This window comes from Mycolicibacterium vulneris, assembly GCF_002104765.1.
Classification (GTDB): domain Bacteria; phylum Actinomycetota; class Actinomycetes; order Mycobacteriales; family Mycobacteriaceae; genus Mycobacterium; species Mycobacterium vulneris.
Window position 1 is genome coordinate 1 of sequence record NZ_NCXM01000013.1, and the last position, 26,416, is coordinate 26,416.

The window sequence follows — 26,416 nt, forward strand, 5'->3', positions numbered from 1 at the left end:
CAATCACCACCGGCAACACTCAGCGATAGGCAAGGTCCCACCCATCACGCGATTGATCAACCTGCCTGGGCAGTACAACTAAATCGGCGCCGACCCGCGGCGCCCGGCCACGCCGCGCTTGCGGTCGCCGCTAAGCTGGCGGCGTGCCGATTCCGACGCCCTACGAGGACTTGCTCCGCCTGGTGCTCGATCACGGAACGGCCAAATCCGACCGCACCGGCACCGGGACCCGCAGCCTGTTCGGTCAGCAGCTGCGCTATGACCTGGCGGCCGGCTTCCCGCTGCTCACCACCAAAAAAGTGCACCTCAAGTCGGTGATCTACGAATTGCTGTGGTTCCTGCGCGGCGACTCCAACGTTGCCTGGCTGCACGAGCACGGCGTCACCATCTGGGACGAATGGGCAAGCAGCACAGGCGATCTCGGGCCGATCTACGGTGTGCAGTGGCGGTCCTGGCCGACACCGTCGGGCGAGCACGTCGATCAGATCAGCGCTGCCCTCGACCTGCTGCGCACCGACCCCGACTCCCGGCGCATCATCGTGTCGGCCTGGAACGTCGGCGAAATCCCGCAGATGGCGCTGCCGCCGTGTCACGCCTTCTTCCAGTTCTACGTGGCCGACGGGCGGCTGAGTTGCCAGCTCTATCAGCGCAGCGCCGACCTGTTCCTGGGGGTGCCGTTCAACATCGCCAGCTATGCGCTATTGACCCACATGATGGCCGCCCAGGCCGGCCTCGCGGTCGGCGAGTTCGTGTGGACGGGCGGGGACTGCCACATCTACGACAACCACGTCGAGCAGGTGCGGCTGCAGCTGAGCCGCGACCCCCGGCCGTATCCGGAACTCGTTCTGGGCGCCCGGGATTCGATCTTCGATTACACCTACGACGACGTCGTCGTAAAGAACTACGACCCACATCCGGCGATCAAAGCCCCAGTCGCGGTATGACGCGCGCCGGCCACGAGGCCGGCTCGGGCGGCTTGCAAGCCGGGATCAAGGAGTAGCGCGTATGACCGAGGTGGGCCTGGTGTGGGCTCAGTCGACCTCCGGCGTCATCGGACGTGGCGGCGACATCCCCTGGAACGTGCCGGAAGATCTTTCCCGGTTCAAACAGGTGACCATTGGACACCCGGTGATCATGGGCCGGCGGACCTGGGACTCGTTACCGGCGAAGGTGCGCCCCCTGCCGGGCCGGCGCAATGTCGTGCTGTCCCGCGACACCGGTTTCATCGCCGACGGCGCGCAGCTGGCCGGGAGCATGGAGGAGGCCCTCGCCCACGGCGCGGACGGCCCCGAGACGTGGGTCATCGGCGGCGAGCAGATTTATTTGCTGGCGCTGCCGTACGCCACCCGCTGCGAGGTCACCGAGATCGAAATCGATTTGCGACGCGACGACGACGATGCGCTGGCGCCGACGCTGGACGACACTTGGGTGGGTGAAACGGGGGAGTGGCTGGCCAGCCGCTCGGGGCTGCGGTATCGCTTCCACAGCTATCGGCGGCCCTCCGCGCACCCGTTCGCGCCCACGGCCTGACCTGACATACTCGGACGCGGGGGCGGGTCGCACAGCGTCAACCAGGCGTTTGGAGAGAAGGGGGAATTGGCAGTGAAAACCGAACCCGTGAAGACGTTCTCTCGAAAATTCATGGGCTACGACGCGGCCGCGGTTGATGCCCACATCGAGATGCTGACCACCAAGCAGCAGCTGCTGCTCGACGACGTCGAGAGCCTACGCGCCCGGCTGCAGGAATCCGGCGATCAGACGGCCGCGCTGCGCAAGGAGGTGGCCGCGCTCACGGAGACCTCGCCGTCGCCACACGCGGTGCAGCAGCGGATGGCGAAAATGCTGAGCCGCGCGGTCGACGAGGTGGCCGAGATGCAGGCCGAAGCGCGGGCCGAAGCGGACGCGCTGATCGCGGCGGCCGAGGCCGAGGCCGAAGCCGCGGAACGAAAGCGTGACGAGGTGCTCGCCGACATGGCCGCGCAGCAGAAGGCCCTGGAAACCGAGTACGAGGAGACCAAGGAGAAGCTGGACGCCGAACTGGCCGAGATGCGCGCCGAAACGCAATCGGCGATCGAGAAGGCGCGCCAGGACGCCGAGCGGGAGTGCGAGCAGCTGCTCGGCGACGCGAAAAAGGGCGCCGACCATTACCGGGACAAGGCCCGGCGCGCGGTCGACGAGGCCACGGCCCGGCGCATCAAGATCCTCGAGCAGCTGATGGGCGTGTACCGCGACCTCGACGAGGTTCCGAAGGCCCTCGAGGCGGCCTACGAGGAACAAAACGACTCGGACGACGAGGGCGTGTTGAAACCGCTGGACCGCAAGGTCGCCGCGGGCTGAGCCCACGCCGGCCTGGCCGCCAAGGGTTGTCGAACCCAAGAGGTATTCTCAGCGCCGTGCCAACCCGCAGGCTGTCGGCCGCCCAAGCCCGGCGGATAGCCGTTGCGGCCCAAGGATTTACCGAGCCCCGCCCCGGCGGCGAGATCACCCGCGCGCACGTGAAGCGGCTGATCTCCAGAATCCAAGTGCTGCAACTGGATTCGGTGTCGGTGGCGGTGCGCGCGCACTATGCCCCGGTGTTCAGCCGGCTCGGTCCCTACGACCGGGACGTGCTCGACCGCGCCGCCTGGGGCCCGCGGTCCTCGCGGCTGCTGGCGGAGTATTGGGCACACGAGGCCGCGCTGATGGCCGTCGAGGACTGGCCGCTGTTGCGCTGGCGGATGCGCCAGTACCGGCATGGCCGGTGGGGCACCCACATCGTCAAGGCCAATCCGCAACTCGCCGACAAGATCGTCGCGGCCGTGGGCGAACTCGGGCCGAGTACCGCCGGACAGATTGAGGCCCACCTCGAGGCCGGACCGCGTGGGCCCAAAGGAAGCTGGTGGGGCAGCCGCAGCGACACCAAGTGGGTGGCCGAGGCGCTGTTTTCCGCCGGAGTGCTCACCACGGCCACCCGGGTGGGCTTCGCTCGCCACTATGACCTGGTGGAGCGGGTGCTGCCGGCCGCCGTGCTGGCCCGCGAGGTCGACGACGACGAGGCGATCCGCGAACTCACGCTGCGGGCCGCCACCGCGCTGGGCGTGGGCACCGAGGCCGACATCCGCGACTACTTTCGGCTGTCGGCCCAGCAGGTCAAGCCGGCGATCGCCGCGCTGGTGGCCGCCGGTGACATCGAGCCGGTCGAGGTCGACGGGTGGTCGGCGCCGGCCTACCTACGGGCGGGCCGCACCGTGCCCCGCGCCGACCGCGGCACCGCGCTGCTGTGCCCGTTCGACCCGCTCATCTTCTTCCGCCCGCGCGTCGAGAGATTATTCCAATTCCATTACCGCATAGAGATTTACACCCCGGCCGCCAAGCGACAATACGGCTACTACGTGTGGCCGCTGCTGATGGATGGCCGGCTGGTGGCGCGGGTCGACCTCAAGGCCGACCGCGCCGCCAACTCGCTGCGGGTGCTGGGCGCGTTCGGCGAGCCCGACGCGCCCAGGCCCCGGGTCGCCGCGGCGCTGGCCGGTGAACTCGAGTCCATGGCGTCCTGGCTGGGCCTGGGCGGATTCAGTGTCGCCGGGCGCGGCGATCTGTCCGGCGAGTTGCGCGCGGCGACCAAGCGGGTCAGCTGATGCCGGCGTCGACGTCCAAGGAGCTCAAGGCCACGCTGTGGAAGGCGGCCGAGAAGCTGCGCGGTTCGCTGTCGGCCGGCGAGTACAAGGACGTGATCCTGGGGTTGGTGTACCTCGAGCACATCTCCGAATCGCACTGGAAAGCGTTGGCGGACAAGGCCACATCCGATGACCTCGGCCGCATGGCTGACGACGCGATGGACGCCGTGATGACGGCGAACCCAGCGCTGGCCGGGACGCTGCCCCGGCTGTACGAAAACCTCGACCCGCGCCGCCTCGCCGAGCTGGTGACCGTGCTCGACGGCGCACGAATCGGCGACGGCGGCGGGCGGGCCGGGGACGTGATGGGCGAGGTATACGAGTACTTCCTGGGCAATTTCGCCCGCGCGGAAGGGCGGCGGGGCGGCGAATTCTTCACCCCGACCAGCGTGGTGCGGCTGCTCGTCGAGGTGCTCCAACCGGGCGGCGGGCGGGTGTATGACCCGTGCTGCGGCTCGGGCGGGATGTTCGTGCAGACCGAACACTTCATCGCCGAACGCGACGGCGATCCCGCGAAAGTCATTGTCTACGGGCAGGAAAGCGTCGAGCAGACCTGGCGGATGGCGAAGATGAACCTCGCCGTGCACGGCATCGACAACTCGGGCCTGGGCGCGCGGTGCGCCGACACGCTCGCCACCGATCTGCACGCCGGCGTGCAGATGGACTACGTGCTGGCCAATCCGCCCTTCAACATCAAGGATTGGGCCCGCGACGAAAATGATCCGCGCTGGCGCTTCGGCGTCCCGCCCGCGACTAACGCGAATTACGCCTGGATTCAGCACATCCTGTCCAAACTGGCCCCGGGCGGCACGGCCGGCGTGGTGATGGTCAACGGCTCGATGTCGTCGAACGCGATGGGCGAGGGCGACATCCGCGCGCGGATCATCGATGCGGACCTGGTGTCGTGCATGGTCGCGCTGCCCGCGCAGCTGTTCCGCAGCACGGGGATACCGATATGCCTGTGGTTTTTCGCCATGGACAAGGCGCACCGGTCGGGGCAGGTGCTGTTCATCGATGCGCGCGGCCTGGGCTACCTGGTGGATCGGGCCGAGCGCGCCCTGACCCGCGAGGAGGTCACCCGGATCGCTGACACCTACCACGCGTGGTCGGGCGCGGCGTCCGCACTCGCCAAAGGCCTCGCCTATCAAGATGTTCCGGGGTTTTGCCGGTCCGTGCCGGTGGATGCCATCAGGGCCGCGGGCTACCCGCTGACGCCGGGACGCTACGTGGACGCGCCCATCACGCCTGAGGACGGCGAACCCGTCGACGACAAGATCGCGCGGTTGACCGACGACCTGCTGGCCGCGCTCGACGACTCGGCCCGCGCGGAAAACATGCTGCGCCAACAGGTGAAGCGGCTGCGGTGAAGTCAGTCCTGGGTGAGCACCTCGACTTCCGCACCGGAAGCAGCGCCCCGCCGCGAGATTCCGGCGGGCGCGTCCCCGTCTACGGCGCCAACGGTGCGATCGGTTACGCCGCCGTCCACAACGCCACCGGGCCTTTGATCGTGGTCGGCCGCGTCGGGTCGTACTGCGGTAGCCTGCGCTATTGCGACTCCGACGTCTGGGTCACCGAGAACGCGCTGGTGTGCCGCGCCAAAGACCCGCAAGACACCCGGTATTGGTATTACGCCCTGCAGACCTGCCGGCTGGCCGATCACCGATCCGGATCGGGGCAACCCCTGCTCAACCAGCGAATCCTGAACGACGTCCCGGTGTGGACCGTCGCGGCGCGTCAACGGCGGCGGATCGCCGGACTGCTGGGCGCGTTCGACGACAAAATCGCTGCCAACGACCGGGTGATCGAGACGGCGGAACGCCTGATGGTCGCCCTCGCCGAATCGGCACCGGATCGGGTGCAGCTGTCTTGCCTGGCCACCCGGTCGACGGCGACCCGCAACGTCCACGAGTTCGACGCCCGCATCGCCCACTTCAGCCTCCCGGCGTTCGACGACGGGGCGAAACCCCGCGTGGTCGGCGCCGGGGAGGTGCGCAGCGCCAAGCTGCTCCTGACCCAGCCGTGCGTCCTGTTCGCCAAGCTGAATCCGCGGATCCCGCGGATCTGGAACGTGGCGGGCCTGCCGTCGGACATGGCGGTGGCCAGCACGGAGTTCGTCGTGCTGCTGCCGGTCGGCATCGATTCCTCGGCGCTGTGGTCGGCGCTGCGGCAACCCGACGTCTCACAACGACTGCAGCGGCGCGCCGCGGGAACTTCGGGCAGCCATCAGCGAATTCAGCCCCGCGACCTGCTGGACGTGCCGGTCCCCGACGTGCGCCGGTTGAGCCCCGACGCGCTGCGCGCGCTCACCGGGCTGGGGGCGCTGTGCCACGCGCGTCGCACCGAGAACGCGCGGTTGGCGGGGCTGCGCGACGCGCTGCTGCCGTCGCTGATCCGGGGCAGGGTGCGGGTCAGAGACGCCGATCCGCCCGGCACGCCTTAAGGTGAGCGCCGTGGCCGAGATCGCGCCGCTGCGCGTGCAACTGATCGCCAAGACCGATTTCTTGGCGCCCCCGGACGTGCCGTGGAACACCGACGCCGACGGCGGCCCCGCACTCGTCGAGTTCGCCGGCCGGGCCTGCTATCAAAGCTGGTCGAAACCCAACCCCAAGACCGCGACCAACGCCGGCTACATCAAGCACATCATCGACGTCGGCCACTTTTCGGTGCTCGAGCACGCGAGCGTGTCGTTCTACATCACCGGCATCTCGCGATCGTGCACCCACGAGCTGATCCGGCACCGGCACTTCTCCTATTCGCAGCTGTCCCAGCGCTACGTGCCCGAGAAGGACTCGCACGTCGTCGTGCCGCCGGGGATGGAAGACGATCCGGAACTGCAGCAGATCCTGGCCGCGGCCGCCGACGCCAGCCGCGCCACCTACGCCGAATTGCTGGCGAAACTCGAAGCGAAATTCGCCGACCAACCCAACGCGGTGCTGCGGCGCAAGCAGGCCCGCCAGGCCGCCCGCGCCGTGCTGCCCAACGCGACCGAAGCCCGCATCGTCGTCACCGGCAACTACCGGGCGTGGCGCCACTTCATCGCCATGCGCGCCAGCGAGCACGCCGACGTGGAAATCCGGCGCCTCGCCATCGAATGCCTGCGCCAACTGGCGGGTGTCGCACCCGCGGTGTTCGCCGACTTCGCGATCTCCACCCTGGCCGACGGCACGGAGGTCGCGACCAGCCCACTGGCGACCGAGGCCTGACGCGTCGACGCGCAACGGCGCGCGTCCACGCGGGTGCTAAATCCCTTGCTGGCGCCAGGTAACCTGAACACCGTGAGCACGGTCGGATTTGACGCCCCAGCGCGGTTGGGAACCGTGCTGACCGCGATGGTCACACCGTTCCGCCCCGACGGCTCCGTTGACACCGCCGCGGCCGCTCAGCTGGCCAATCACCTGATCGACGCGGGCTGCGACGGGCTGGTGATCTCCGGAACCACCGGTGAGTCCCCGACCACCACGGACGACGAGAAACGGGAGCTGCTGCGCGTCGTGCTGGAGGCGGTCGGCGACCGGGCCCGCGTCATCGCCGGCGCGGGCACCTATGACACCGCCCACAGCGTCCGGCTGGCCAAGGCCTGCGCGGCCGAGGGCGCCCACGGGCTGCTGGTGGTCACCCCGTACTACTCGAAGCCGCCGCAGAGCGGCCTGATCGCCCACTTCACCACCGTCGCCGACGCGACCGAGCTGCCGGTGCTGCTCTACGACATCCCGCCGCGTTCGGTGATACCGATCCAGCCCGAGACCATCCGCGCGCTGGCCGCCCACCCGAACATCGTCGGGATCAAGGACGCGAAGGCCGACCTGCACAGCGGTGGCCAGATCATAGCCGAGACCGGCCTGGCCTACTACTCCGGCGACGACGCACTGAACCTGCCGTGGCTGGCCATGGGCGCCACCGGATTCATCAGCGTGATTTCCCACGTGGCGGCGGGACAGCTGCGGGAAATGTTGTCCGCCTTCAGCTCCGGAGACATCGCCACCGCCCGCAAGATCAACTCCACCGTCGCCCCGCTGTGCGACTCGATGGCCCGCCTGGGCGGCGTGACGATGTCCAAGGCGGGCCTGCGCCTGCTGGGCATCGACGTCGGCGACCCGCGGTTGCCGCAAATGCCCGCGACGCCAGAACAACTCGACGCTTTGGCCGCTGATATGCGCGCGGCCTCGGTGCTGCGGTGATCCGAGGAGTTTCCGAGAAGTGGATGTAGACCTCGCCCCACCAGGCCCCTTGGCCGCAGGAGGGTTGCGGGTCACTGCTCTTGGCGGCATCAGCGAAATCGGCCGCAACATGACGGTTTTCGAGCACCTCGGCCGGCTGTTGATCATCGACTGCGGCGTGATGTTCCCCACCCACGACGAGCCCGGGGTCGATCTGATCCTGCCGGATCTGCGCCACATCGAGGACAGGCTCGACGAGATCGAGGCGCTGGTACTCACCCACGCGCACGAGGACCACATCGGCGGCATCCCGTTTCTGCTCAAGCTGCGTCCCGACATCCCGGTGGTCGGTTCGAAGTTCACCCTCGCGCTGGTCGCCGCGAAGTGCCGCGAACACCGCCTCAAGCCGGTGTTCGTCGAGGTGGCCGAGGGCCAGAAGAGCACCCACGGCGTGTTCGAATGCCAGTACTTCGCCGTCAACCACTCCATCCCCGACGCGCTGGCGATCGCCGTGCACACCGGCGCGGGAACCATCCTGCACACCGGCGACATCAAGCTCGACCAGCTTCCGCTGGACGGCCGGCCGACCGACCTGCCCGGCATGTCCCGGCTGGGCGACGCCGGGGTGGACCTGCTTTTGTGCGACTCAACCAATTCCGAGCTCCCCGGCGTCGGACCGTCGGAAAGCGAAGTGGGTCCGACGCTGCACCGCCTGATCCGCGGCGCCGACGGCCGCGTCATCGTGGCGTGCTTCGCGTCCAACGTGGACCGGGTTCAGCAAATCATCGATGCGGCAGTCGCTTTGGGCCGGCGGGTATCGTTCGTCGGCCGGTCCATGGTGCGCAACATGGGCATTGCCCGCGAACTCGGATTCCTGCGGGTGGCCGACTCGGACGTGATCGACATCGGCGCCGCCGAGATGCTGCCGGCCGACCGGGTGGTGCTGATCACCACCGGCACCCAGGGCGAACCGATGTCGGCGCTGTCGCGGATGTCGCGCGGCGAGCACCGCAGCATCACGCTGACCGCGGGTGACCTGGTGGTGCTCGCGTCGTCGCTGATCCCGGGTAACGAGGAAGCGGTCTACGGCGTCATCGACGAACTCGCCAAGATCGGGGCCCGCGTCGTCACCAATGCCCAAGCGCGCGTGCATGTTTCGGGCCATGCTTATGCCGGGGAACTGTTGTTCCTGTACAACGGGATTCGGCCGCGCAACGTCATGCCGGTACACGGGACGTGGCGCATGCTGCGCGCCAACGCCAAACTGGCGGCCCGCACCGGCGTGCCGGAGGAGTCGATCCTGCTGGCCGAGAACGGGGTGAGCGTCGACCTGGTCGCGGGCAAGGCCGCCATCGCCGGAGCGGTACCGGTCGGCAAGATGTTCGTCGACGGCCTGATCGACGGCGACGTCGGCGACATAACCCTGGGCGAGCGGCTCATTCTGTCGTCGGGTTTCGTCGCGGTGACCGTGGTGGTCGCGCGCGGCACCGGGCGTCCGGTCGCCCCGCCGCAGCTGCATTCGCGCGGCTTCTCCGAAGATCCCAAGGCGCTCGAGCCCGCCGTGCGCAGGGTCGAGGCGGAACTGGAAGCGCTGCTGGCCGAGAACATCACCGATCCGGGCCGCATCGCCCAGGGCGTGCGGCGCACCGTCGGCAAATGGGTGGGCGAAACCTACCGCCGGCAGCCGATGATCGTGCCGACCGTCATCGAGGTCTGACCCCGCTAGATCTTCTCGGCGTAGGCCGACCACTCCAGTTGCGAGGCCTTGAGTTTGCGGCCGGTGGGCTCGACATAACGATGGAGGAGCTCGTCGGGACCGGCCTGCTCCACCAGCCGCCAGCCGTACTCGCCGAGAAACGCGGCGACCTCCTCGGGCTGCAGGCCGAAACGCCACAGCTGCCGCCGCTGGCGCACGGTGCGATACAGGGTGCGGGTGCCGTACCGATTCGTACCGTCGATGAAATCCCTACGGACGTAGGTGAACACCAAACGGCTGCCGGGCGCGGCCGCGCGCAGGCCGTCCAGCGTTCGCCGCACCGTCGCTTCGCTGAGGTATTGGGTGACGCCTTCGCAGATGAAGAACACCCGGTAGTCGGTGCGATAGCCGTGCTCGGCGAGCGAGGTAAGCAGGTCGTCGTGCTCGAGGTTCAACGCCACCAACCGAACCGACAGCGGCAGCTCGCCGAGCACCCGGCGCACCGTCTTGAACTTCCTCGCGACGTTCACCGGCAGGTCGACCTCGAACACCGGGATGCGGACGCGCCGGGTCAGCTGGTAGGCGCGGGTGTCCAGCCCGGCTCCCAGGATGACGACGGCGTTGATGTCGTCGAGCGACTCCTTGAGCTTGTCGGCGATAAAGCGCTTGCGGCAGGCCAGATTCGCCCACAATCCTGGACCTGTGAACTCCGAGCCGCGGATCATCAGCCGGCGAACCGGCGCGAACCGGGTCGCGCCGACGAGCCACCGCAGCGGGCCGGGCAGGAAGAGCTCGGCGAAGTCGTCGTCGACCAGGCGGCGTCCGGGCGGCTCGTTCTGCTCGACGGCAGCCAGCACCATCGGGCCAAATGCAGTCTGCGCAACCGGGTTTCGTGCCATGGCCGGCTACTTGTTCAGGAATCCCGCGTCGACCGGCAAGGTCACACCGGTGATGTAGCGCGCCTGGTCGGACACCAGCCACGCCACCGCGTTCGCGATGTCCTCAACGTCGAGCACCTCGATCGGCATGGCGTTGCCCATGGCTCCAGGCGTGTCTGTCGCGGCGGCCATCTTGGCCAGCCACTCGCGGGTGAACTCGTTGTTGATCATCGGCGTCTCGACGCCGGACGGATGGATCGAGTTGACCCGGATCATCTGCCCGGCAAGTAAATTCGCGTAGACCCGCATCAGCCCGACCACCCCGTGCTTGGCGGCGGCGTAGCCGACGGAACCGGCGTCCGGGCTGCCGACCCCGGCCAGCCCCGCGCTCGAACTGATCAGCACGATCGATCCGCCGGTGCCCTGCTTGACCATCGTGGGTATCGCGACCTTGATGGTGTGGTAGACGCCGGTCAGGTTGACGTTGATGACGTCGTGCCAGCCGTCGTCACCGGATTGCATGGGGGCGATCCCGGCGTTGGCCACCACGATGTCCAGGCGGCCGAGCTCGTCCAGGCCCGCCTGCAGCGCCGCAGAGAGCGAGTGGCGGTCGCGGACGTCACCCTGTCGGGCCACGATGCGGGCGCCGGTCTCTTCCACCAACTTCACGGTGGCCGCCAGGTCGTCGGCGGTGGCCAGCGAGTAGGGGACGCTGGCGATCTGGTCACACAGGTCGACGGCGATGATGTCCGCGCCGTCGGTGGCCAGCCGCACCGCGTGCGCGCGGCCCTGACCGCGCGCCGCGCCAGTGATGAAGGCGACCTTGCCCTTCAGGGGCCCTTGCGACGAGTGGGCCATCAGGGCCGCAACTGTCCTTTGGCCGGGTCGCCCGCCGGGACCGGCTGCAGCATCTTGATGTCGGGGGCGCCGTCCAGGTGCTCGCCGGCCGCGGTGAACATGTTGGTGACCGCCGGTGCGGTGCTGTGCGCCTTGAGCGCCTCGGCGTCGGCCCACTGCTCGACGAAGACGAAGGTCTCGCCCGACTGGTGCAGTGAGTAGACCTGGCAACCCGGCTCGTCGTGCACTTCTTCGACCGCCCGCGTGAGGATGTCGCGAACGGTGTCGACCGACTCAGGTTTAACGGTCAAGGTGGCGACGACGACAACGGGCATTGATGGCCTCCTGGGGCGCGGTGGGGGTGGGTGACGAGCACGACTTCTCACAACCGAATGTCACCCTACTCACGCGATTGGCGGCCGATTGGCCCCGTGCCCGACAAGCCGGACCGTTACCAGTGTGGCGGGTGGTGTAGATGATGCCGTTGCGACTACGCTTGCCGTCATGCCCAGTAAGACCGCCGCCCGCTCAGGAAGCCGAACGAGCAGGTCAAAGGCCACTTCGCGCGCCAGCGGATCCCGGGGTGCGCACCCGGCGGCGCGCCGCAAGAAGGTCAGCAAGCCCGCCAAACGGCGTAATCACGCGCCGCTGGTCGGCGCCGGGCTGACCTGCGGCCGCGCCGCGCGCGCCGTCTGGCTGATGGCCGCCCGGGGGACCGGCGGCGCGGCCCGGTCGATCGGGCGGGCCCACGACATCGACCCCGGGCATCGCCGCGACGGCATCGCGCTGCTGTTGCTGGGCTTTTCCGTAGTGGTCGCCGCGAGCTCGTGGTTCCATGCCGCCGGACCCGTCGGCACGTGGGTCGACACGCTGCTGCGGACCTTCATCGGCGCGGGTGTGCTGGCGTTGCCGGTCGCCACCGCCGCGGTGGCGGTGACCCTGATGCGCACCGAACCCAACCCGGATGTGCGTCCCCGGCTGATCCTGGGCGCCAGCCTGATCACGCTGTCGGTGCTCGGCCTGCGCCACCTGTGGTCCGGTTCGCCGGGAGACCCCGAAGCGCGCCGCCGCGCGGCCGGGTTCATCGGCTTCGCCATCGGCGGGCCGCTCTCGGACGGGCTCACGCCCTGGATCGCCGCGCCGTTGCTGTTCATCGGCTTCATGTTCGGCCTGTTGCTGCTGACCGGCACCACCATCCGCGAGGTGCCCGTGGTGATGCGCAACCTGTTCCACACCCGGTTCGTCGACGAGGTCTACGACGATGAGCCCTACGACTATGCCGACGAATTCGACGACGACGCCGAGGCGGAGCCCGCCAACCACCACGACGACACGTCCTCCGTCCCGGACGAGGTGCCGCCGGCGTGGTCGCCGGACGACGATGCCCAGGCCGCGCTGCAGGACGACATTCCCACCGTGCCCGAACCCGCCGTCCAGCCCGCCCCGCAGGGCTCGCGGGGCCGCAAGCGCGGGCGGTCGGCGGACAAGCACGACACCGTCGAGCTGGACCGGGTCGTCGAGGGGCCCTACACGCTGCCATCGCTGAGCCTGCTGGTGGCGGGGGACCCGCCCAAGAAGCGCAGTGCCGCCAACAACGTCATGGCCGACGCCATCACCGAGGTGCTGACCCAGTTCAAGGTGGACGCCGCCGTCACCGGCTGCACCCGCGGGCCGACCGTCACCCGCTACGAGGTCGAGCTGGGGCCGGGCGTGAAGGTCGAGAAGATCACCGCGCTGCAGAAGAACATCGCCTACGCGGTGGCCACCGAGAGCGTGCGCATGCTGGCCCCGATCCCGGGCAAGTCGGCCGTGGGCATCGAGGTGCCCAACACCGACCGGGAAATGGTGCGGCTGGCCGATGTGCTCACCGCCCCGTCGACCCGGCGCGACCACCACCCGCTGGTGATCGGGCTCGGCAAGGACATCGAGGGCGACTTCATCTCGGCCAACCTGGCCAAGATGCCGCACCTGCTGGTGGCCGGCTCGACCGGTTCCGGTAAGTCCAGCTTCGTCAACTCGATGCTGGTATCGCTGCTGGCGCGCGCCACCCCGGAAGAGGTCAGGATGATCCTGATCGACCCGAAGATGGTGGAACTCACGCCGTACGAAGGCATTCCGCACCTGATCACCCCGATAATCACCCAGCCCAAGAAGGCGGCGGCCGCGCTCGCGTGGCTGGTGGAGGAGATGGAGCAGCGCTACCAGGACATGCAGGCGTCCCGGGTGCGGCACATCGACGACTTCAATGAGAAGGTCCGCTCCGGTGCCATCACCGCGCCGCTGGGCAGCCAGCGCGAGTACCGGCCCTACCCGTACGTGGTGGCGATCGTCGACGAGCTGGCCGACCTGATGATGACGGCGCCGCGCGACGTCGAGGACGCCATCGTGCGGATCACCCAAAAGGCCCGCGCCGCGGGCATTCATCTGGTGCTGGCCACCCAGCGCCCGTCGGTGGACGTGGTCACCGGTCTGATCAAGACCAACGTGCCGTCCCGGCTGGCGTTCGCCACGTCGTCGCTGACCGACAGCCGCGTCATCCTGGACCAGGCCGGCGCCGAAAAGCTGATCGGCATGGGCGACGGCCTGTTCCTGCCGATGGGCGCCAACAAGCCGATCCGGCTGCAGGGCGCCTTCATCACCGACGAGGAGATCCACGCCGTCGTCACCGCCTGCAAGGACCAGGCCGAGCCCGAATACACCGATGGCGTCACCACCGCCAAGCCCACCGGCGAACGCACCGACGTCGACCCCGACATCGGCGACGACATGGACGTGTTCCTGCAGGCCGTGGAGCTGGTGGTGTCCAGCCAGTTCGGTTCCACGTCGATGTTGCAGCGCAAGCTGCGCGTCGGCTTCGCCAAGGCCGGCCGGCTGATGGACCTGATGGAGACCCGCGGCATCGTCGGGCCGTCGGAGGGCTCCAAGGCGCGCGAGGTGCTGATCAAGCCCGACGAACTGGCGGGAACGCTGGCGCTGATCCGGGGCGGCAGCGACGCCGACGGGGGGGACCCCGAGGACTAGAGCCGCAGCAGCATCCGCGAGTTGCCGAGGATGTTCGGCTTGACATAGCTCAGGTCCAGGAACTCCGCGACACCGATGTCGTAGGAGCGGCACATCTCCTCGAACACCTCGGCGGTGACCGGCGTCCCCTCGATCTCGGTGAATCCATGCCGGGCGAAGAACTCGGTCTCGAACGTCAGCACGAACAGCCGCTTCAACTGAAGCTCGCGGGCGACCTCGAGCAGCCGGTCGACGATCGCGTGGCCGATGCCGTGTCCGGTCAGCGCCGGGGTGACCGCGACGGTGCGGACCTCGCCGAGGTCCGACCACATCACGTGCAGCGCGCCGCAACCGACCACCTGGCCTGGAGAATCGGGGTGCTCGGCCACCCAAAACTCCTGGATAGCCTCGTAGAGCGTCACGAGGTTCTTCTCCAGCAGGATCTTTCCCGCGTAGGTGTCGACCAGGTGCTTGATCGCCGGCACGTCGGACGTTCGCGCGCGCCTAACCAGCGGACGAGGGCGCTGCGGACTTTGGGTCACGGCTAACAGTATCGACATCCCGGACGGGTGCGCTGGTCAACCGTTATTCTGTTGCCGTGTCGGGGCAGCCGCAGACGGGTCCGATGGTAGGCCGCGCGAACATCGCCAACCTCGCCAATACGCTGACCCTGTTGCGGCTCGTGCTGGTGCCCATCTTCCTGCTCGCCCTCTTCGCCGGAGACGGCCACCAAAGCGGTTTCCGCGTGGTGGCATTCGTCATCTTCGCGGCCGCCTGCATCACCGATCGGCTGGACGGCCTGCTGGCCCGCAACTACGGCATGGCGACCGAATTCGGCGCGTTCGTCGACCCGATCGCGGACAAGACGCTGGTGGGGTCGGCGCTGATCGGGCTCTCGATGCTCGGTGAACTCCCGTGGTGGGTCACGGTGCTGATCCTGACCCGCGAATTCGGGGTTACCGTGCTGCGGCTGGCCGTGATCCGCCGCGGCGTCATTCCGGCCAGCTGGGGCGGCAAGGTCAAGACCGTGGTGCAGGTGCTGGCCATCGGATTGTTCGTGCTGCCCTGGGCGGTAACGCCGGGGCCGTTCCGGGTGATCGCGGCGGTGGTGATGGGCGCGGCGATCGTGCTGACGGTGATCACCGGGGTCGACTACGTCGTGTCGACCGTCCGGGAAGTGCGCCGCACGCGCGCCTGATTTCGGCGGCATCCGGCGGGAACCAGACCACCGGTGTCGGCGTTCACCTAGTGAGCACCTGCCGGAGGCAAGCTGAGTACGCGCCGCGCAGGGTCGACTGGACGAAGGAGGGCGGGATGCCGCCATTGGTGCGAGAGGTCATCGGCGACGTGCTGCGCGAGGCCCGCACGACGCAGGGCCGGACGCTGCGCGAGGTGTCCGATTCGGCGCGGGTGAGCCTCGGCTACCTGTCCGAGGTGGAGCGCGGCCGCAAGGAGCCGTCCAGCGAGCTGCTGAACGCGATCTGTGACGCGCTGGACGTCCCGTTGTCGTCGGTTCTCACCCACGCCGGCGAGCGGATGGCCACCGAGGAGCAGGCGGCCGTCGGCGCGGCCACGGAGGGGGCGAGCGGCACCAGCATCAAGGTCGTCATCCCGCCGGTGGCGTCGTTGGCGCTGGCCTGAGCGCCGGTACCGATCCCGCGTAAGGGGTAGGGCGATCGGCGCCGACCCATTAAATTGAGCGACAGGCGCGGAGCCCCTCAGGCCCATCCGGGGACGATCCGGATCCTCAAGAAGCGAAGGTGGAGCTGACTCATGGCCAATCCGTTCGTCAAGGCGTGGAAGTACCTCACGGCGCTGTTCAACGCCAAGATCGACGAGCACGCAGACCCCAAGGTGCAGATCCAGCAGGCCATCGAGGAAGCGCAACGCACGCACCAGGCGCTGACCCAGCAGGCCGCGCAGGTGATCGGCAACCAGCGGCAACTCGAGATGCGGCTCAACCGTCAGCTGGCGGACGTGGAGAAGCTCCAGGCCAACGTGCGTCAGGCCTTGACGCTGGCCGACCAGGCCACCGCGGCCGGTGACGCCGCGAAGGCCACCGAGTACAACAACGCCGCCGAGGCGTTCGCCGCCCAGCTGGTGACCTCCGAGCAGAGCGTCGAAGACCTCAAGACGCTGCACGACCAGGCGCTGGGCGCGGCCGCGCAGGCCAAGAAGGCCGTGGAGCAGAACGCGATGGTGCTGCAGCAGAAGATCTCCGAGCGCACCAAGCTGCTCAGCCAGCTCGAGCAGGCCAAGATGCAAGAGCAGGTGAGCGCCTCGCTGCAGTCGATGAGCGATCTGGCCGCTCCCGGCAACGTCCCCAGCCTCGACGAGGTGCGCGACAAGATCGAGCGGCGATACGCCAACGCGATCGGGGCCGCCGAGCTCGCGCAGGGTTCGGTGCAGGGCCGGATGCTCGAGGTCGAGCAGGCCGGGGTGCAGATGGCCGGCCACTCCCGCCTGGAGCAGATTCGCGCCTCGATGCGTGGTGAGGCTTTGCCGACGGGCGGGACGGCGCCCGCCACTCCCGCGCCCGCGGAGAGCGCCGGCGGCTCGGTCCCCGAGAAGCCACTTGGCCAGTAGCCGGAGTGTCATGGCGGTGAAGGCGACGCGGCCCGGTCCGTGGCGCGCCCTACTGCACCGCGGCCTGGCCACCGCCGCCGACCTCTCCGACCTGGTGGCCCGCAGGATCAGCGCTGCCGCCGATCCACGCGCCCGCCTGCTGCGGCGACGTCGCCGCGCGCTGCGGTGGGGCCTGATCTTCAGTGCCGGATGCGTGTTCTGGGCCGCGGTGACGATGCTGCTCGCGGCCTGGGGCTGGTTCGCCTTGCTGCTCGAAATCACCGGCGGCGTGGCGGTTTTCATGGCCATCCCGGCGACGCTGTTGCTGCTGCGCTATCGCTGGCTGCGCGCCGAGCCGTTGCCGACGTCCCGGACCACGAGCGTGCGCCGGTTGCCGCCCCCGGGTTCGGCGGCGCGCCCCGCGATGTACGCTCTGGGCGCCTCCGAGCGCGGTTTTTCGTCGCTGGTGGCCGTGATCGAGCGGGGCGCGATGTTGCCGGCCGCCGAGATCCGCGACCTGAGCGCGGCCGCCGCCCGGACCTCGGCGGCCATGGCGTCCACCGCCGCGCAGGTGGTGTCGATGGAGCGGGCGGCGCAGGCCAGCGAGGAATCGCGGTCGTATCTGGTGCCCACCATCAACGCCTTCACCGCTCAGCTGGGTGCGGGCGTCCGCCAGTACAACGAAATGGTCACCGCGGCAGCGCAATTGGTGTCGTCAGCGAACGGCGACGGATCGGCCGCGTCGCAGCACTACCGCACCGAGCTGGCCGGGGCGACCGATCGCCTGGTCGGTTGGGCGCAGGCCTTCGACGAACTCGGCGGACTGCGCGGCGCCGGCTAGGTGTCGGGTCAGAACGTCAGAATGTCGCTTTCAGCGACGGCAGCACCAGCGCCGCCAGGCCGCGCGCGGTGGCCTTGAGCATGTCGAAGAAGTCGAAGTAGTCCCGCCACAACGTGATTCGCCCGTTCTGGACCTCGAACACGCCGCACACCCAGAACTGCAGCCGCAGCGGGCCGAAGATCAGCGCGTCGGTGCGTTCGGTGAGCACCGCGCCGCCGTCGGCCGCGATGCGGTGGATCTTCACCTCGAAGGCGGCGCGGCCCTCCATCTGGCGAAACAGGTTGATGGCCCGGTCCCGGCCATGGATGGTGGGCAGGCCGACGTTTTCGTAGACGAGATCGTCGGCCAACGCGGCGCCGGCGGCGTCGTAATCCGCGTCCTGCAAGGCGGTCAGGAATCCTTCGACCGTGCGGGTGTTCGCAACGGTTGTCCCAGTCAGCTCGGTCATCATGCCAGCGTAGGCGCGTGGCAACCGGGCGCTGTGGCAGGGTAAGCACGATGCGCGTCGCCGTGGTCGCCGGGCCGGATCCCGGGCACTCGTTTCCGGCGATCGCGCTGTGCCGGCGCTTCGCCGAAGCCGGCGATGAGCCCACCCTGTTCACCGGCGCCGAATGGCTGGACACCGCCCGCGGCGCCGGCATCGACGCCGCCGCGCTGGACGGGCTGGCGGCCACCGACGACGACGTCGACGCCGGCGCCAGGATCCACCGGCGCGCCGCCCGGATGGCCGTGCTCAACGTGCCCGCGCTGCGCGAGCTGGCGCCCGACCTGGTGGTGTCCGACGTCATCACCGCCGGCGGCGGCATGGCCGCCGAGCTGCTGGGCATCCCGTGGATCGAACTCAACCCGCACCCGCTTTACCTGCCGTCGAAAGGACTGCCGCCGATCGGCAGCGGACTGGCGCCGGGCACCGGCATCCGGGGCCGGCTGCGCGATGCCACGATGCGCGCGCTGACGGCGCGATCCGTGCGCACCGGCCTGCAGCAGCGCGCGAATGCGCGCGTAGAGATCGGCCTGCCGGCGCGCGATCCCGGGCCGCTGCGCCGGCTGATCGCGACGCTGCCCGCGCTGGAGGTTCCCCGCCCGGACTGGCCGGCCGAGGCCGTCGTCGTCGGGCCGTTGCACTTCGAACCGACCGACCGGATCCTCGAGGTCCCGGCCGGCGCCGGGCCGGTGGTGGTCATCGCGCCGTCGACCGCCTTGATCGGCACCGAGGGCCTCGCCGAGATCGCGCTGGGGTGCCTGACGCCGGGGGAGACCGTGCCGGCGGGGTCGCGGCTGCTGGTGTCGCGGTTGGACGGACCGGAACTGACGGTGCCGCCGTGGGCGACGGTCGGGCTGGGCCGCCAGGACGAGCTGTTGGCGCATGCCGACCTGGTGATCTGCGGCGGTGGCCACGGCATGGTGGCCAAGACGCTGCTGGCCGGCGTGCCGCTGGTGGTGGTGCCCGGCGGCGGCGACCAATGGGAGATCGCCAACCGGGTGCAGCGCCAGGGCAGCGCGCGGCTGATCCGGCCGCTGACCGCCGACGCGCTGGTGGCCGCGGTCGATGAGGTGCTGTCGTCGCCCGGCTACCGTGCGGCGGCGCAGGCGGCGGCCGCCGGCATCGCCGACGTCGCCGACCCGGTCCGAGTGTGCCGCGACGCGCTGGCGGTGGCCGGATGATCCGCAGCGCCCCGCCTTATGCTTCGGCGGGAGGCACCCAATGAGGATCATCACGACCATCGCCGCCGGTGCCCTGCTGGGGGGCGCGCTGGGCGGCGCGGCCGTCGCGCACGCCGACAGCCCCGAGGAACAGCAGGCCTGCCAGTTGATGGACGACCCGGCCGCCGCCCAACAGGGGCTCGCGCCGGCCGAATACGCCTTCATGCAGTTGCGCGCGACCATGTCGGCCCAACGCGCGCGCGACGTGATGTCCATTGCGGTCCAAGAGGACTGCCCGAACCACATCATCGACCTGCCGGCCAGCTGGCGGTAGGGCGCTTCACGCTCAGGTGTCCGAGGCCTGCGGGCTGGGTATGTTGACGGGCGTGCGGCTAACGGAGTTTCACGAGCGGGTAGTCCTGCGCTTTGGCACCACCTACGGGTCCTCGGTCCTGGTGGATCACGTGCTGACCGGCTTCGGCGGACGCACGGCAGCCCAGGCCATCGAGGCCGGAATCGAGCCCCGCGACGTTTGGCGGGCTTTGTGCGTGGACTTCGACGTGCCTCGGGAACAGTGGTGAGCGCAGCGCGCTGTTCGAATGCCCGGTACGCCTTCTGCCGCAACACCGTGGCGACGCCGGCCACTCGTCGCCGGGCCCCATGTCGGCCTGCAGGGATGGCGCTGCGGCTGAGGACATGCTGGCCAGATACCCGGGCGCGACGACCCGAACGACGCCTGCGTCGGCCGGTCGGCTCTACCCCGTCGTCCGGTGCAGCACGCAGTCACCGCACAGAGAACTCCCGGGGAGTCGATAGAAAAGGCAGCAGCTGCGGCGCCTGAAGCCCAGTTGCGGGCCGGTGATGACACCGGCCCCGGCCAGCACGCCGGTGTCCAACAGCGACTGGGTCATCTCGACGATCGCGTGGCGCAGGCCGGGACGCGCCGACATCAGGGCCCGTGCGGCTCCCACCAGTGCGGAGGCGATGTTGCCCGCGAGCAGGGCGGGCGCCAGGTTGACCCGCAGGCCGGCGGCGAGCGGCAGCATGTGCTCGCTCACCACGATGCGATAGAGCATGTCCGGTGCGGGGGAGGCGATGGGTTTCCCGGCGGGTTCGGGCAGTCGTAGCTGTGCACCGTCGTCGGCGCGGTGCAGGTCTTCGAGGTCGGGGACGACGCCGTGGCCGACCGCGCAGGCGAGCACCGGCGACCACAGCCGGGTGGCGTGAGCGAGGTGGACCAGTGACGCGCCGATCCGCAGATCGGTCGTGTGGTAGCGCCGAATGGTGGCGTCGATCAGGTCGGCGCAGCCGTCGGCGTAGGACTGTCCGACCGGATGCCATCCCGCCGCGTCTCCACCGACGGTCAGAGTGAAAAAGCCTCCATAGCAAGCTATTTCAGCCAGCTGAGCGGAGATGTCCATTGCTTCGCAACCGCCTCTCGGGGAAATCCGCCCCGGTTGTGGTGAGGACGCGTCGACGGCGAGTATCTGGCTCTCTCGGGTGGGCATGCCCATGGAGATCACAGTGGCGGGACCGCACCGGATTCACACCGGTTTCCTCGGGCTTTCCGGCTGGAAGGCCCGTCGACGCCTTTCGGTAGCGATGGTGCCACACGTGACGGACGAGAACGGCGTGTCGAACTTGAATCGAACACCTGTTCGGCTACTGTGGGGAATGTTCGGCCAGTCAACTTGTCGGTGGCCTTCTCTAGTGTCACCGCCAACCGACCGATACCGGTCAGACGAACACCGACTATAGGAGAGGCACCATGGCGCAAGCCCCCGATCGCGAGAAGGCTCTCGAACTGGCGATGGCCCAGATCGAAAAGAGCTACGGCAAAGGCTCGGTGATGCGTCTCGGCGACGAGACGCGTCAGCCGATTTCGATCATCCCGACCGGATCCATCGCACTGGACGTGGCCCTGGGCATCGGCGGGCTGCCCCGCGGCCGGGTCGTGGAGATCTACGGCCCGGAATCCTCGGGTAAGACCACCGTCGCCCTGCACGCGGTGGCCAACGCCCAGGCCGCCGGCGGCGTCGCCGCCTTCATCGACGCCGAGCACGCCCTGGACCCGGAGTACGCCAAGAAGCTCGGCGTGGATACCGATTCCCTGTTGGTCAGCCAGCCCGACACGGGGGAGCAGGCCCTCGAGATCGCCGACATGCTGATCCGCTCCGGCGCCCTGGACATCCTGGTCATCGACTCGGTGGCCGCGCTGGTGCCGCGCGCCGAGCTCGAAGGCGAGATGGGCGACAGTCACGTCGGGCTGCAGGCCCGGCTGATGAGCCAGGCCCTGCGGAAAATGACTGGCGCGCTGAACAATTCGGGCACCACCGCGATCTTCATCAACCAGCTGCGCGAGAAGATCGGCGTGATGTTCGGCAGCCCCGAAACCACCACGGGTGGAAAGGCTTTGAAATTCTACGCGTCGGTGCGCATGGACGTGCGCCGGATCGAGACGCTCAAGGACGGCACCAACGCGGTCGGTAACCGCACCCGGGTCAAGATTGTCAAGAACAAGGTGGCGCCGCCCTTCAAGCAGGCCGAGTTCGACATCCTCTACGGCCAGGGGGTCAGCCGGGAAGGCTCGCTGATCGACATGGGTGTGGAGCAGGGCTTCATCCGCAAGTCCGGCTCCTGGTTCACCTATGAGGGCGAGCAGCTGGGCCAGGGCAAGGAGAACGCCCGCACCTTCCTGAAGGAAAACGACGAAGTCGCCAACGAGATCGAGAAGAAGATCAAGGAAAAGCTCGGCATTGGCGCGGTCGTGACCGATGACGACGTCCTGCCCGCCCCCGTCGACTTCTGAGCCCTCCCGCGAAGAGCAGGCGCGGGCGCTGTGCCTGCGCCTGCTCACCGCGAGAGCGCGCACCCGGGCCGAGCTGCACGGCCAGCTGGCCAAACGCGGTTATCCCGACGACGTCAGCGAACGGGTGCTCGACCGGTTGGGTTCCGTCGGCTTGATCGACGACGCCGATTTCGCCCAGCAGTGGGTGCAGTCCCGCCGGACGCACGCCGGGAAAAGCAAGCGCGCCTTGGCCGCCGAGCTACACACCAAGGGAGTCGACAACGACGTGATCACCGCGGCCCTGGCCGGGATCGACGCCGGCGCGGAGCGGGACCGGGCGGAACAGTTGGTCCGGTCCAAGCTGCGCCGCGAGACGCTGAACGACGACGACGCGCGGGTGACCCGCAGGCTGGTGGAGATGCTGGCGCGGCGGGGTTACAGCCAGAACATGGCGTGCGAGGTGGTGTTCGCCGAGTTGGCCGCCGAGCGGGAGCGCCGCCGAGTCTAGGCCGGTGACGTGCAGTTTCTCGTGCACCGACCGGTCGCCGTACCATGGCCCCGTGACTTCGATGGTGCGAGAGACCGTGGCGGCGGACGCCGCACCGGCGCGCACCTATCAAGTCCGCACCTACGGCTGCCAGATGAACGTCCACGACTCGGAGCGGTTGGCCGGCCTGCTGGAAGCGGCCGGGTACCAGCGTGCGGCCGAGGGCGCCGACGCCGACGTGGTGGTGTTCAACACCTGCGCCGTGCGCGAGAACGCCGACAACAAGCTGTACGGCAACCTCAGCCACCTCGCGCCGCGCAAGCGCGGCAACCCCGAGATGCAGATCGCCGTCGGCGGCTGCCTGGCCCAAAAGGACCGGGACGCGTTGCTGCACAAGGCGCCCTGGGTCGACGTCATCTTCGGCACCCACAACATCGGGTCGCTGCCCACGCTGCTGGAGCGCGCCCGGCACAACAAGGTCGCCCAGGTGGAAATCGCCGAGGCGCTGCAGGAGTTTCCGTCATCGCTGCCCAGCGCACGCGAATCCGCCTATGCCGCTTGGGTTTCCATCTCCGTCGGGTGCAACAACAGCTGCACGTTCTGCATCGTCCCGTCGCTGCGCGGCAAAGAGGTCGACCGCAGCCCCGACGACATCCTGGCCGAGGTCCGGTCGCTGGTCGACGACGGCGTGCTCGAGGTCACGCTGCTCGGCCAGAACGTCAACGCCTACGGGGTGTCCTTCGCCGACCCGGCCCTGCCCCGCGACCGCGGCGCCTTCGCCGGCCTGCTGCGGGCCTGCGGCGACATCGACGGCCTGGAGCGGGTGCGGTTCACCTCGCCGCACCCGGCGGAATTCACCGACGACGTCATCGAGGCCATGGCGCAGACGCCGAATATCTGCCCCGCCCTGCACATGCCGCTGCAGTCCGGGTCCGACCGGGTGCTGCGCGCGATGCGACGGTCCTACCGCGCCGAGCGCTACCTCGGCATCATCGACCGCGTCCGGGCCGCCATGCCGCACGCCGCCATCACCACCGACCTGATCGTCGGATTCCCCGGTGAGACCGAAGAGGACTTCGCCGCCACGCTGGACGTGGTGCACCAGGCCCGGTTCTCGGCCGCGTTCACCTTCCAGTACTCCAAGCGGCCCGGCACCCCGGCCGCCGAACTCGGCGGGCAAATCCCGAAAGTCGTAGTGCAGGAACGCTATGACCGGCTGATCGAGCTGCAAGAGGCGATCTCGCTGGAGGGCAACCAGGCCCTGATCGGCCAGACCGTCGAATTGCTGGTCGCCACCGGCGAAGGGCGCAAGGACAGCCGCACCGCCCGCATGACCGGGCGGGCCCGCGACGGCCGGCTGGTTCACTTTGCCGTCGACACACCCGGGGACGTCAGGCCCGGCGACATCGTCACCACGGTGATCACCGAGGCCGCACCCCACCACCTCATCGCCGACGCCGGCGTCGTGACGCATCGCCGCACCCGGGCGGGCGATGCGCAGGCCGCCGGGCAGCGTCCGCGCGGCATCGGCCTCGGCATGCCCGCCGTCGGACCGCCCGTCGGCCCGGCCGAACCCCTTGGATGTGCGCTGTGAAAAAAGAAATGAACAACGACGACGTACAACTCGGCGCCCTGCGGAGCGAGATCGAGGCCGCCGAACGCCGCGTGGCCCGCGGAATCGACCCCGGCCCGCGGGCCTTCTTGGTGTCGATCCTGGTGTTCGTGCTGCTGGCGTCATTCATCCTGCCGCACACCGGTGACGTGCGCGGCTGGGACGTGTTGTTCGGCAGCCACGGTGCCGGCGCGGCCGCCGTCGGCCTGCCGTCGCGGGTGTTCGCCTGGCTGGCGCTGGTGTTCGGCGTCGGCTTCTCGATGCTGGCGCTGGTGACGCGGCGCTGGGCGCTGGCCTGGGTTGCGTTGGCGGGCACGGCCATCGCGGGCGCCGCGGGCATGCTGGCGATCTGGTCGCGTCAGACCGTGGCCGCGGGGCACCCGGGGCCAGGCTGGGGCCTGATCATCGCGTGGCTCACCGTGCTCGTGCTCATCTACCACTGGGCCCGCGTGGTCTGGTCGCGCACCATCGTGCAGCTGGCCGCCGAGGAGCAGCGGCGCCGCATCGCGGCGGCGCAGCAGTCCGTCACCCTGCTGGACGGCCTGAACGATCCGGCCGCGCCCACCGCCGCGGAGACCCGCGACGACCCCGGGACGACGGGGTCTGACAGCCGCTAGGGCTTGCGGGTCAAAGCCTCGACGGCCGCCTGCGCCCACTGGCGCCACTGCTCGGCGTTGGTCTTGGCCTCTTCGGCTTCCTTGGTGCGGCCCGCCGCCGCAGCCTTCTGCGCCTGCTGTTCGTATTGCTCGGCGCGGGCCTGGAACTGCTCGGCCCGGGCCTGCGCCTGCGGGTCGGACCAGCCCGTGTCGCCGGCGTCGCGCACCTTCTTCTCGACCGCGCGCAGCCGGCGCTCCAACTCGGCGGACCGCTCGCGCGGGACCTTGCCGATCGCGTCCCACTTGTCGGTGATCGTGCGCAGCGCCGCGCGGGCGGCGTCGTGGTTGCTGGTGTCCAGCTTCTCCGCCTCGGCCAGCAGCGCCTCTTTGGCGGTCGCATTAGCCCGGAACTCCGCGTCCTTCTCCGCCGTCACCGCGTTGCGGGCGGCGAAGAACACGTCCTGGGCGGCCTTGAAACGCCGCCACAGGGCGTCGTCGACCTCCCGGGTCGCCCGACCGGCCGCCTTCCACTCGGTCAGCAGCTTGCGGAATTCGGCGCTGGTGGCGGTCCAGTCGGTCGAGTCGGACAGCGCTTCGGCCCGCTCGCACAGGAGTTCCTTGGCCTGTCGGATCCCCAAGCGCTCCCGGTCCAGCTCGGCGAAGTGCGATCCCCGCCGCCGGTTAAAGGCCTCCCGGGCCGCGGAGTAGCGCTTCCACAGCGCGTCGTCGACCTTGCGGTCCACCCCGCTGATCGTCTTCCACTCGTCGAGGATCGCGCGGAACCGATCACCCGCGGCCTTCCACTGCGTCGAGGTGGCGGCCAGCTCCTCGGCCTCCGCGGCCAGCGCCTCCTTGCGGGCGGTCTGGGTGGCGCGATGTTCGTCGCGCCGGGAGCGCTCCGCGGCGACGGCCGCCTCGGCGTGCTCGGCGATGGTGGTCAACCGGGCCGCCAGCGCATCGATATCGCCCAGCACGGCCGCTGTCGGCAGCGACTCGGCCAGCTCGGCCGCGTGCGCTTTGATCTTGCGCGCGTCACCGGACCCGGAGGCCAGGCGCTCCTCCATCAGGGTGACCTCGGTGGCCAGGTCGTCGAAGCGCCGGCCGAAGTGGGCGAACGCCGCCTCCCGATCGCCGGCCTGCCAGGAGCCGACGATGCGCTCCCCGGCGGGGGACATCAGCCATACCGTGCCGTCGTCGTCCACGCGCCCGAACTGGTGCGGATTGCTGGGCGGCGGCACCACCAGCGGATGCGCGGTGGTGGGCCGCGGTGTCGGCCGGGGACCGGGCCGCGGACCCGGACGCGGCGCGGGCCGAGCTGAATCGTCGCGAGGCTCGTCAGCCGTCATGCGCTCGTCACTACCCTTCCACAACCCTTCCGCGCGGTCCGTGTCCCGCGCGCCTGCCGCGCGTAGCGGCACCGTGTCCTGCCCCTGCCGGATGCCCGGAGCCGGATTCTCCCAACAGCTGCTTAACGATATTCAAGCAGCTTGCTCCGGCATGCGCCGCCACGTTGCCATTCCCGGCCCACCCGGTGGCCGCGCGGCACTCGTGCCGTCTCCGCGTGGGCGGGTACCGTCGTGCTATCGCGTCACCGCATCGGAGTTCATCGAACCCTGGTGAGCGTTGCCTTCGGCTCTCGTCGGGGTCGCACTTCGATGG

General features: G+C 69.4%; 27 protein-coding genes, 1 pseudogene and 1 riboswitch. Of the genes and pseudogenes, 21 read left to right on the forward strand and 7 right to left on the reverse strand.

Features of this window, described 5'->3' with window-relative positions; all coding sequences use genetic code 11:
• The first annotated feature begins 143 nt into the window (after window positions 1–143).
• The 9 genes from B8W69_RS13855 (at window position 144) to B8W69_RS13895 (ending at window position 9,530) form a co-directional block, all read left to right on the forward strand.
• Entirely contained in the window at window positions 144–944 is an 801-nt protein-coding gene (locus tag B8W69_RS13855) for a thymidylate synthase (RefSeq protein ID WP_085290374.1), read from the forward strand.
• A gap of 61 nt (window positions 945–1,005) precedes the next feature.
• Entirely contained in the window at window positions 1,006–1,530 is a 525-nt protein-coding gene (locus tag B8W69_RS13860) for a dihydrofolate reductase (RefSeq protein WP_085290375.1), read from the forward strand.
• Between the two features lie 72 nt (window positions 1,531–1,602).
• Window positions 1,603–2,337 carry a cell division protein DivIVA gene (locus B8W69_RS13865; protein ID WP_085290376.1) on the forward strand — a complete coding sequence of 245 codons (735 nt, stop codon included), beginning with the start codon at window positions 1,603–1,605 and terminating at the stop codon, window positions 2,335–2,337.
• Window positions 2,338–2,393: 56 nt separating this feature from the next.
• Window positions 2,394–3,617, forward strand: coding sequence for a winged helix-turn-helix domain-containing protein (locus B8W69_RS13870; protein ID WP_085290377.1), 1,224 nt, complete (start codon window positions 2,394–2,396; stop codon window positions 3,615–3,617).
• Window positions 3,617–5,023: a class I SAM-dependent DNA methyltransferase gene (locus tag B8W69_RS13875; protein WP_085290378.1), complete on the forward strand. Its 1,407-nt coding sequence runs from the start codon at window positions 3,617–3,619 to the stop codon at window positions 5,021–5,023. The genes B8W69_RS13870 and B8W69_RS13875 overlap by 1 nt, the downstream gene beginning before the upstream one ends.
• A complete protein-coding gene (locus B8W69_RS13880) occupies window positions 5,020–6,096 on the forward strand; it encodes a restriction endonuclease subunit S (RefSeq protein ID WP_085290379.1) in 1,077 nt (358 codons plus the stop codon). The genes B8W69_RS13875 and B8W69_RS13880 overlap by 4 nt, the downstream gene beginning before the upstream one ends.
• A gap of 10 nt (window positions 6,097–6,106) precedes the next feature.
• On the forward strand, window positions 6,107–6,859 hold the full coding sequence (thyX, locus tag B8W69_RS13885) for an FAD-dependent thymidylate synthase (RefSeq protein ID WP_085290524.1): 753 nt from the start codon (window positions 6,107–6,109) through the stop codon (window positions 6,857–6,859).
• 72 nt (window positions 6,860–6,931) lie between these two features.
• Window positions 6,932–7,834 (forward strand): 4-hydroxy-tetrahydrodipicolinate synthase, encoded by a 903-nt coding sequence (dapA, locus tag B8W69_RS13890; RefSeq protein WP_085290525.1) that lies wholly within the window; start codon window positions 6,932–6,934, stop codon window positions 7,832–7,834.
• 19 nt (window positions 7,835–7,853) lie between these two features.
• Window positions 7,854–9,530, forward strand: coding sequence for a ribonuclease J (locus B8W69_RS13895; RefSeq protein ID WP_085290380.1), 1,677 nt, complete (start codon window positions 7,854–7,856; stop codon window positions 9,528–9,530).
• 5 nt (window positions 9,531–9,535) lie between these two features.
• Here the strand turns inward: B8W69_RS13895 and B8W69_RS13900 are convergent, their stop codons facing one another.
• The 3 genes from B8W69_RS13900 to B8W69_RS13910 are packed head-to-tail and all read right to left on the reverse strand — an operon-like array spanning window position 9,536 to window position 11,559.
• Window positions 9,536–10,408 (reverse strand): SAM-dependent methyltransferase, encoded by an 873-nt coding sequence (locus tag B8W69_RS13900; protein WP_085290381.1) that lies wholly within the window; start codon window positions 10,406–10,408, stop codon window positions 9,536–9,538.
• Between the two features lie 6 nt (window positions 10,409–10,414).
• Window positions 10,415–11,245, reverse strand: coding sequence for a mycofactocin-coupled SDR family oxidoreductase (locus tag B8W69_RS13905; RefSeq protein WP_085290382.1), 831 nt, complete (start codon window positions 11,243–11,245; stop codon window positions 10,415–10,417).
• Window positions 11,245–11,559: a putative quinol monooxygenase gene (locus B8W69_RS13910; RefSeq protein ID WP_085290383.1), complete on the reverse strand. Its 315-nt coding sequence runs from the start codon at window positions 11,557–11,559 to the stop codon at window positions 11,245–11,247. The genes B8W69_RS13905 and B8W69_RS13910 overlap by 1 nt, the downstream gene beginning before the upstream one ends.
• A gap of 2 nt (window positions 11,560–11,561) precedes the next feature.
• On the opposite strand from B8W69_RS13910, the pseudogene B8W69_RS13915 reads away from it, so the two are divergent.
• Window positions 11,562–14,245 (forward strand): annotated as a pseudogene (locus tag B8W69_RS13915) (FtsK/SpoIIIE family DNA translocase).
• Here B8W69_RS13915 and B8W69_RS13920 read toward each other — a convergent pair.
• Window positions 14,242–14,784 carry an amino-acid N-acetyltransferase gene (locus tag B8W69_RS13920; protein WP_085290384.1) on the reverse strand — a complete coding sequence of 181 codons (543 nt, stop codon included), beginning with the start codon at window positions 14,782–14,784 and terminating at the stop codon, window positions 14,242–14,244. The pseudogene B8W69_RS13915 and the gene B8W69_RS13920 overlap by 4 nt on opposite strands.
• Before the next feature lie 65 nt (window positions 14,785–14,849).
• Between B8W69_RS13920 and pgsA the strand changes: the two genes are divergently transcribed.
• The 4 genes from pgsA to pspM all read left to right on the forward strand — a co-directional run bounded on the left by pgsA (window position 14,850) and on the right by pspM (window position 17,630).
• On the forward strand, window positions 14,850–15,422 hold the full coding sequence (gene pgsA / locus B8W69_RS13925; RefSeq protein ID WP_085290385.1) for a CDP-diacylglycerol--glycerol-3-phosphate 3-phosphatidyltransferase: 573 nt from the start codon (window positions 14,850–14,852) through the stop codon (window positions 15,420–15,422).
• 116 nt (window positions 15,423–15,538) lie between these two features.
• Window positions 15,539–15,865, forward strand: a complete 327-nt coding sequence (gene clgR, locus B8W69_RS13930; protein ID WP_085290386.1) for a transcriptional regulator ClgR — start codon at window positions 15,539–15,541, stop codon at window positions 15,863–15,865.
• A gap of 132 nt (window positions 15,866–15,997) precedes the next feature.
• Window positions 15,998–16,810, forward strand: a complete 813-nt coding sequence (gene pspA / locus B8W69_RS13935) for a phage shock protein PspA (protein ID WP_085290387.1) — start codon at window positions 15,998–16,000, stop codon at window positions 16,808–16,810.
• A gap of 10 nt (window positions 16,811–16,820) precedes the next feature.
• Window positions 16,821–17,630, forward strand: a complete 810-nt coding sequence (pspM, locus tag B8W69_RS13940) for a phage shock envelope stress response protein PspM (protein ID WP_085290388.1) — start codon at window positions 16,821–16,823, stop codon at window positions 17,628–17,630.
• Between the two features lie 16 nt (window positions 17,631–17,646).
• On the opposite strand, the gene B8W69_RS13945 is transcribed toward pspM, so the two are convergent.
• Window positions 17,647–18,078, reverse strand: a complete 432-nt coding sequence (locus B8W69_RS13945; protein ID WP_085290527.1) for a limonene-1,2-epoxide hydrolase family protein — start codon at window positions 18,076–18,078, stop codon at window positions 17,647–17,649.
• 50 nt (window positions 18,079–18,128) lie between these two features.
• On the opposite strand from B8W69_RS13945, the gene B8W69_RS13950 reads away from it, so the two are divergent.
• Genes B8W69_RS13950 through B8W69_RS13960 form a run of 3 tightly spaced genes read left to right on the forward strand, consistent with a single transcriptional unit; the run spans window position 18,129 to window position 19,855 of the window.
• Window positions 18,129–19,295 carry a glycosyltransferase gene (locus tag B8W69_RS13950; protein ID WP_085290389.1) on the forward strand — a complete coding sequence of 389 codons (1,167 nt, stop codon included), beginning with the start codon at window positions 18,129–18,131 and terminating at the stop codon, window positions 19,293–19,295.
• A 40-nt stretch (window positions 19,296–19,335) separates the two neighbouring features.
• Window positions 19,336–19,608: a hypothetical protein gene (locus B8W69_RS13955; protein ID WP_085290390.1), complete on the forward strand. Its 273-nt coding sequence runs from the start codon at window positions 19,336–19,338 to the stop codon at window positions 19,606–19,608.
• A gap of 52 nt (window positions 19,609–19,660) precedes the next feature.
• Window positions 19,661–19,855 (forward strand): DUF3046 domain-containing protein, encoded by a 195-nt coding sequence (locus tag B8W69_RS13960; protein WP_439330612.1) that lies wholly within the window; start codon window positions 19,661–19,663, stop codon window positions 19,853–19,855.
• Window positions 19,856–20,029: 174 nt separating this feature from the next.
• On the opposite strand, the gene B8W69_RS13965 is transcribed toward B8W69_RS13960, so the two are convergent.
• Complete coding sequence (locus tag B8W69_RS13965; RefSeq protein WP_085290392.1) at window positions 20,030–20,695, reverse strand: (2Fe-2S)-binding protein; 666 nt, start codon at window positions 20,693–20,695, stop codon at window positions 20,030–20,032.
• A 40-nt stretch (window positions 20,696–20,735) separates the two neighbouring features.
• Window positions 20,736–20,874, reverse strand: a riboswitch (cobalamin riboswitch).
• 168 nt (window positions 20,875–21,042) lie between these two features.
• Here B8W69_RS13965 and recA point away from each other — a divergent pair.
• The 4 genes from recA (at window position 21,043) to B8W69_RS13985 (ending at window position 24,778) form a co-directional block, all read left to right on the forward strand.
• Complete coding sequence (recA, locus tag B8W69_RS13970; RefSeq protein ID WP_065026859.1) at window positions 21,043–22,083, forward strand: recombinase RecA; 1,041 nt, start codon at window positions 21,043–21,045, stop codon at window positions 22,081–22,083.
• A complete protein-coding gene (gene recX / locus B8W69_RS13975) occupies window positions 22,049–22,570 on the forward strand; it encodes a recombination regulator RecX (protein ID WP_085290393.1) in 522 nt (173 codons plus the stop codon). Before recA ends, recX begins: the two co-directional genes overlap by 35 nt.
• 61 nt (window positions 22,571–22,631) lie before the next feature.
• On the forward strand, window positions 22,632–24,143 hold the full coding sequence (gene miaB, locus B8W69_RS13980; protein WP_181447405.1) for a tRNA (N6-isopentenyl adenosine(37)-C2)-methylthiotransferase MiaB: 1,512 nt from the start codon (window positions 22,632–22,634) through the stop codon (window positions 24,141–24,143).
• Window positions 24,131–24,778 carry an Rv2732c family membrane protein gene (locus tag B8W69_RS13985; RefSeq protein ID WP_085290395.1) on the forward strand — a complete coding sequence of 216 codons (648 nt, stop codon included), beginning with the start codon at window positions 24,131–24,133 and terminating at the stop codon, window positions 24,776–24,778. The genes miaB and B8W69_RS13985 overlap by 13 nt, the downstream gene beginning before the upstream one ends.
• On the opposite strand, the gene B8W69_RS13990 is transcribed toward B8W69_RS13985, so the two are convergent.
• Window positions 24,775–26,103, reverse strand: coding sequence for a DUF349 domain-containing protein (locus B8W69_RS13990; protein ID WP_085290396.1), 1,329 nt, complete (start codon window positions 26,101–26,103; stop codon window positions 24,775–24,777). The genes B8W69_RS13985 and B8W69_RS13990 overlap by 4 nt on opposite strands.
• Window positions 26,104–26,416 lie beyond the last annotated feature (313 nt).

Excerpts from the sequence above, each read along its gene's own strand:
- B8W69_RS13860 (WP_085290375.1), top strand. The coding sequence starts at position 1,006 with ATGACCGAGGTGGGCCTGGTGTGGGCTCAGTCGACCTCCGGCGTCATC.
- B8W69_RS13875 (WP_085290378.1), top strand. The coding sequence starts at position 3,617 with ATGCCGGCGTCGACGTCCAAGGAGCTCAAGGCCACGCTGTGGAAGGCG.
- B8W69_RS13900 (WP_085290381.1), bottom strand. The coding sequence starts at position 10,408 with ATGGCACGAAACCCGGTTGCGCAGACTGCATTTGGCCCGATGGTGCTG.
- B8W69_RS13905 (WP_085290382.1), bottom strand. The coding sequence starts at position 11,245 with ATGGCCCACTCGTCGCAAGGGCCCCTGAAGGGCAAGGTCGCCTTCATC.
- B8W69_RS13910 (WP_085290383.1), bottom strand. The coding sequence starts at position 11,559 with ATGCCCGTTGTCGTCGTCGCCACCTTGACCGTTAAACCTGAGTCGGTC.
- B8W69_RS13920 (WP_085290384.1), bottom strand. The coding sequence starts at position 14,784 with ATGTCGATACTGTTAGCCGTGACCCAAAGTCCGCAGCGCCCTCGTCCG.
- pgsA (WP_085290385.1), top strand. The coding sequence starts at position 14,850 with ATGGTAGGCCGCGCGAACATCGCCAACCTCGCCAATACGCTGACCCTG.
- clgR (WP_085290386.1), top strand. The coding sequence starts at position 15,539 with ATGCCGCCATTGGTGCGAGAGGTCATCGGCGACGTGCTGCGCGAGGCC.
- pspA (WP_085290387.1), top strand. The coding sequence starts at position 15,998 with ATGGCCAATCCGTTCGTCAAGGCGTGGAAGTACCTCACGGCGCTGTTC.
- pspM (WP_085290388.1), top strand. The coding sequence starts at position 16,821 with ATGGCGGTGAAGGCGACGCGGCCCGGTCCGTGGCGCGCCCTACTGCAC.
- B8W69_RS13945 (WP_085290527.1), bottom strand. The coding sequence starts at position 18,078 with ATGACCGAGCTGACTGGGACAACCGTTGCGAACACCCGCACGGTCGAA.
- B8W69_RS13950 (WP_085290389.1), top strand. The coding sequence starts at position 18,129 with ATGCGCGTCGCCGTGGTCGCCGGGCCGGATCCCGGGCACTCGTTTCCG.
- B8W69_RS13955 (WP_085290390.1), top strand. The coding sequence starts at position 19,336 with ATGAGGATCATCACGACCATCGCCGCCGGTGCCCTGCTGGGGGGCGCG.
- B8W69_RS13965 (WP_085290392.1), bottom strand. The coding sequence starts at position 20,695 with ATGGACATCTCCGCTCAGCTGGCTGAAATAGCTTGCTATGGAGGCTTT.
- recA (WP_065026859.1), top strand. The coding sequence starts at position 21,043 with ATGGCGCAAGCCCCCGATCGCGAGAAGGCTCTCGAACTGGCGATGGCC.
- recX (WP_085290393.1), top strand. The coding sequence starts at position 22,049 with ATGACGACGTCCTGCCCGCCCCCGTCGACTTCTGAGCCCTCCCGCGAA.
- miaB (WP_181447405.1), top strand. The coding sequence starts at position 22,632 with ATGGTGCGAGAGACCGTGGCGGCGGACGCCGCACCGGCGCGCACCTAT.
- B8W69_RS13985 (WP_085290395.1), top strand. The coding sequence starts at position 24,131 with ATGTGCGCTGTGAAAAAAGAAATGAACAACGACGACGTACAACTCGGC.
- B8W69_RS13990 (WP_085290396.1), bottom strand. The coding sequence starts at position 26,103 with ATGACGGCTGACGAGCCTCGCGACGATTCAGCTCGGCCCGCGCCGCGT.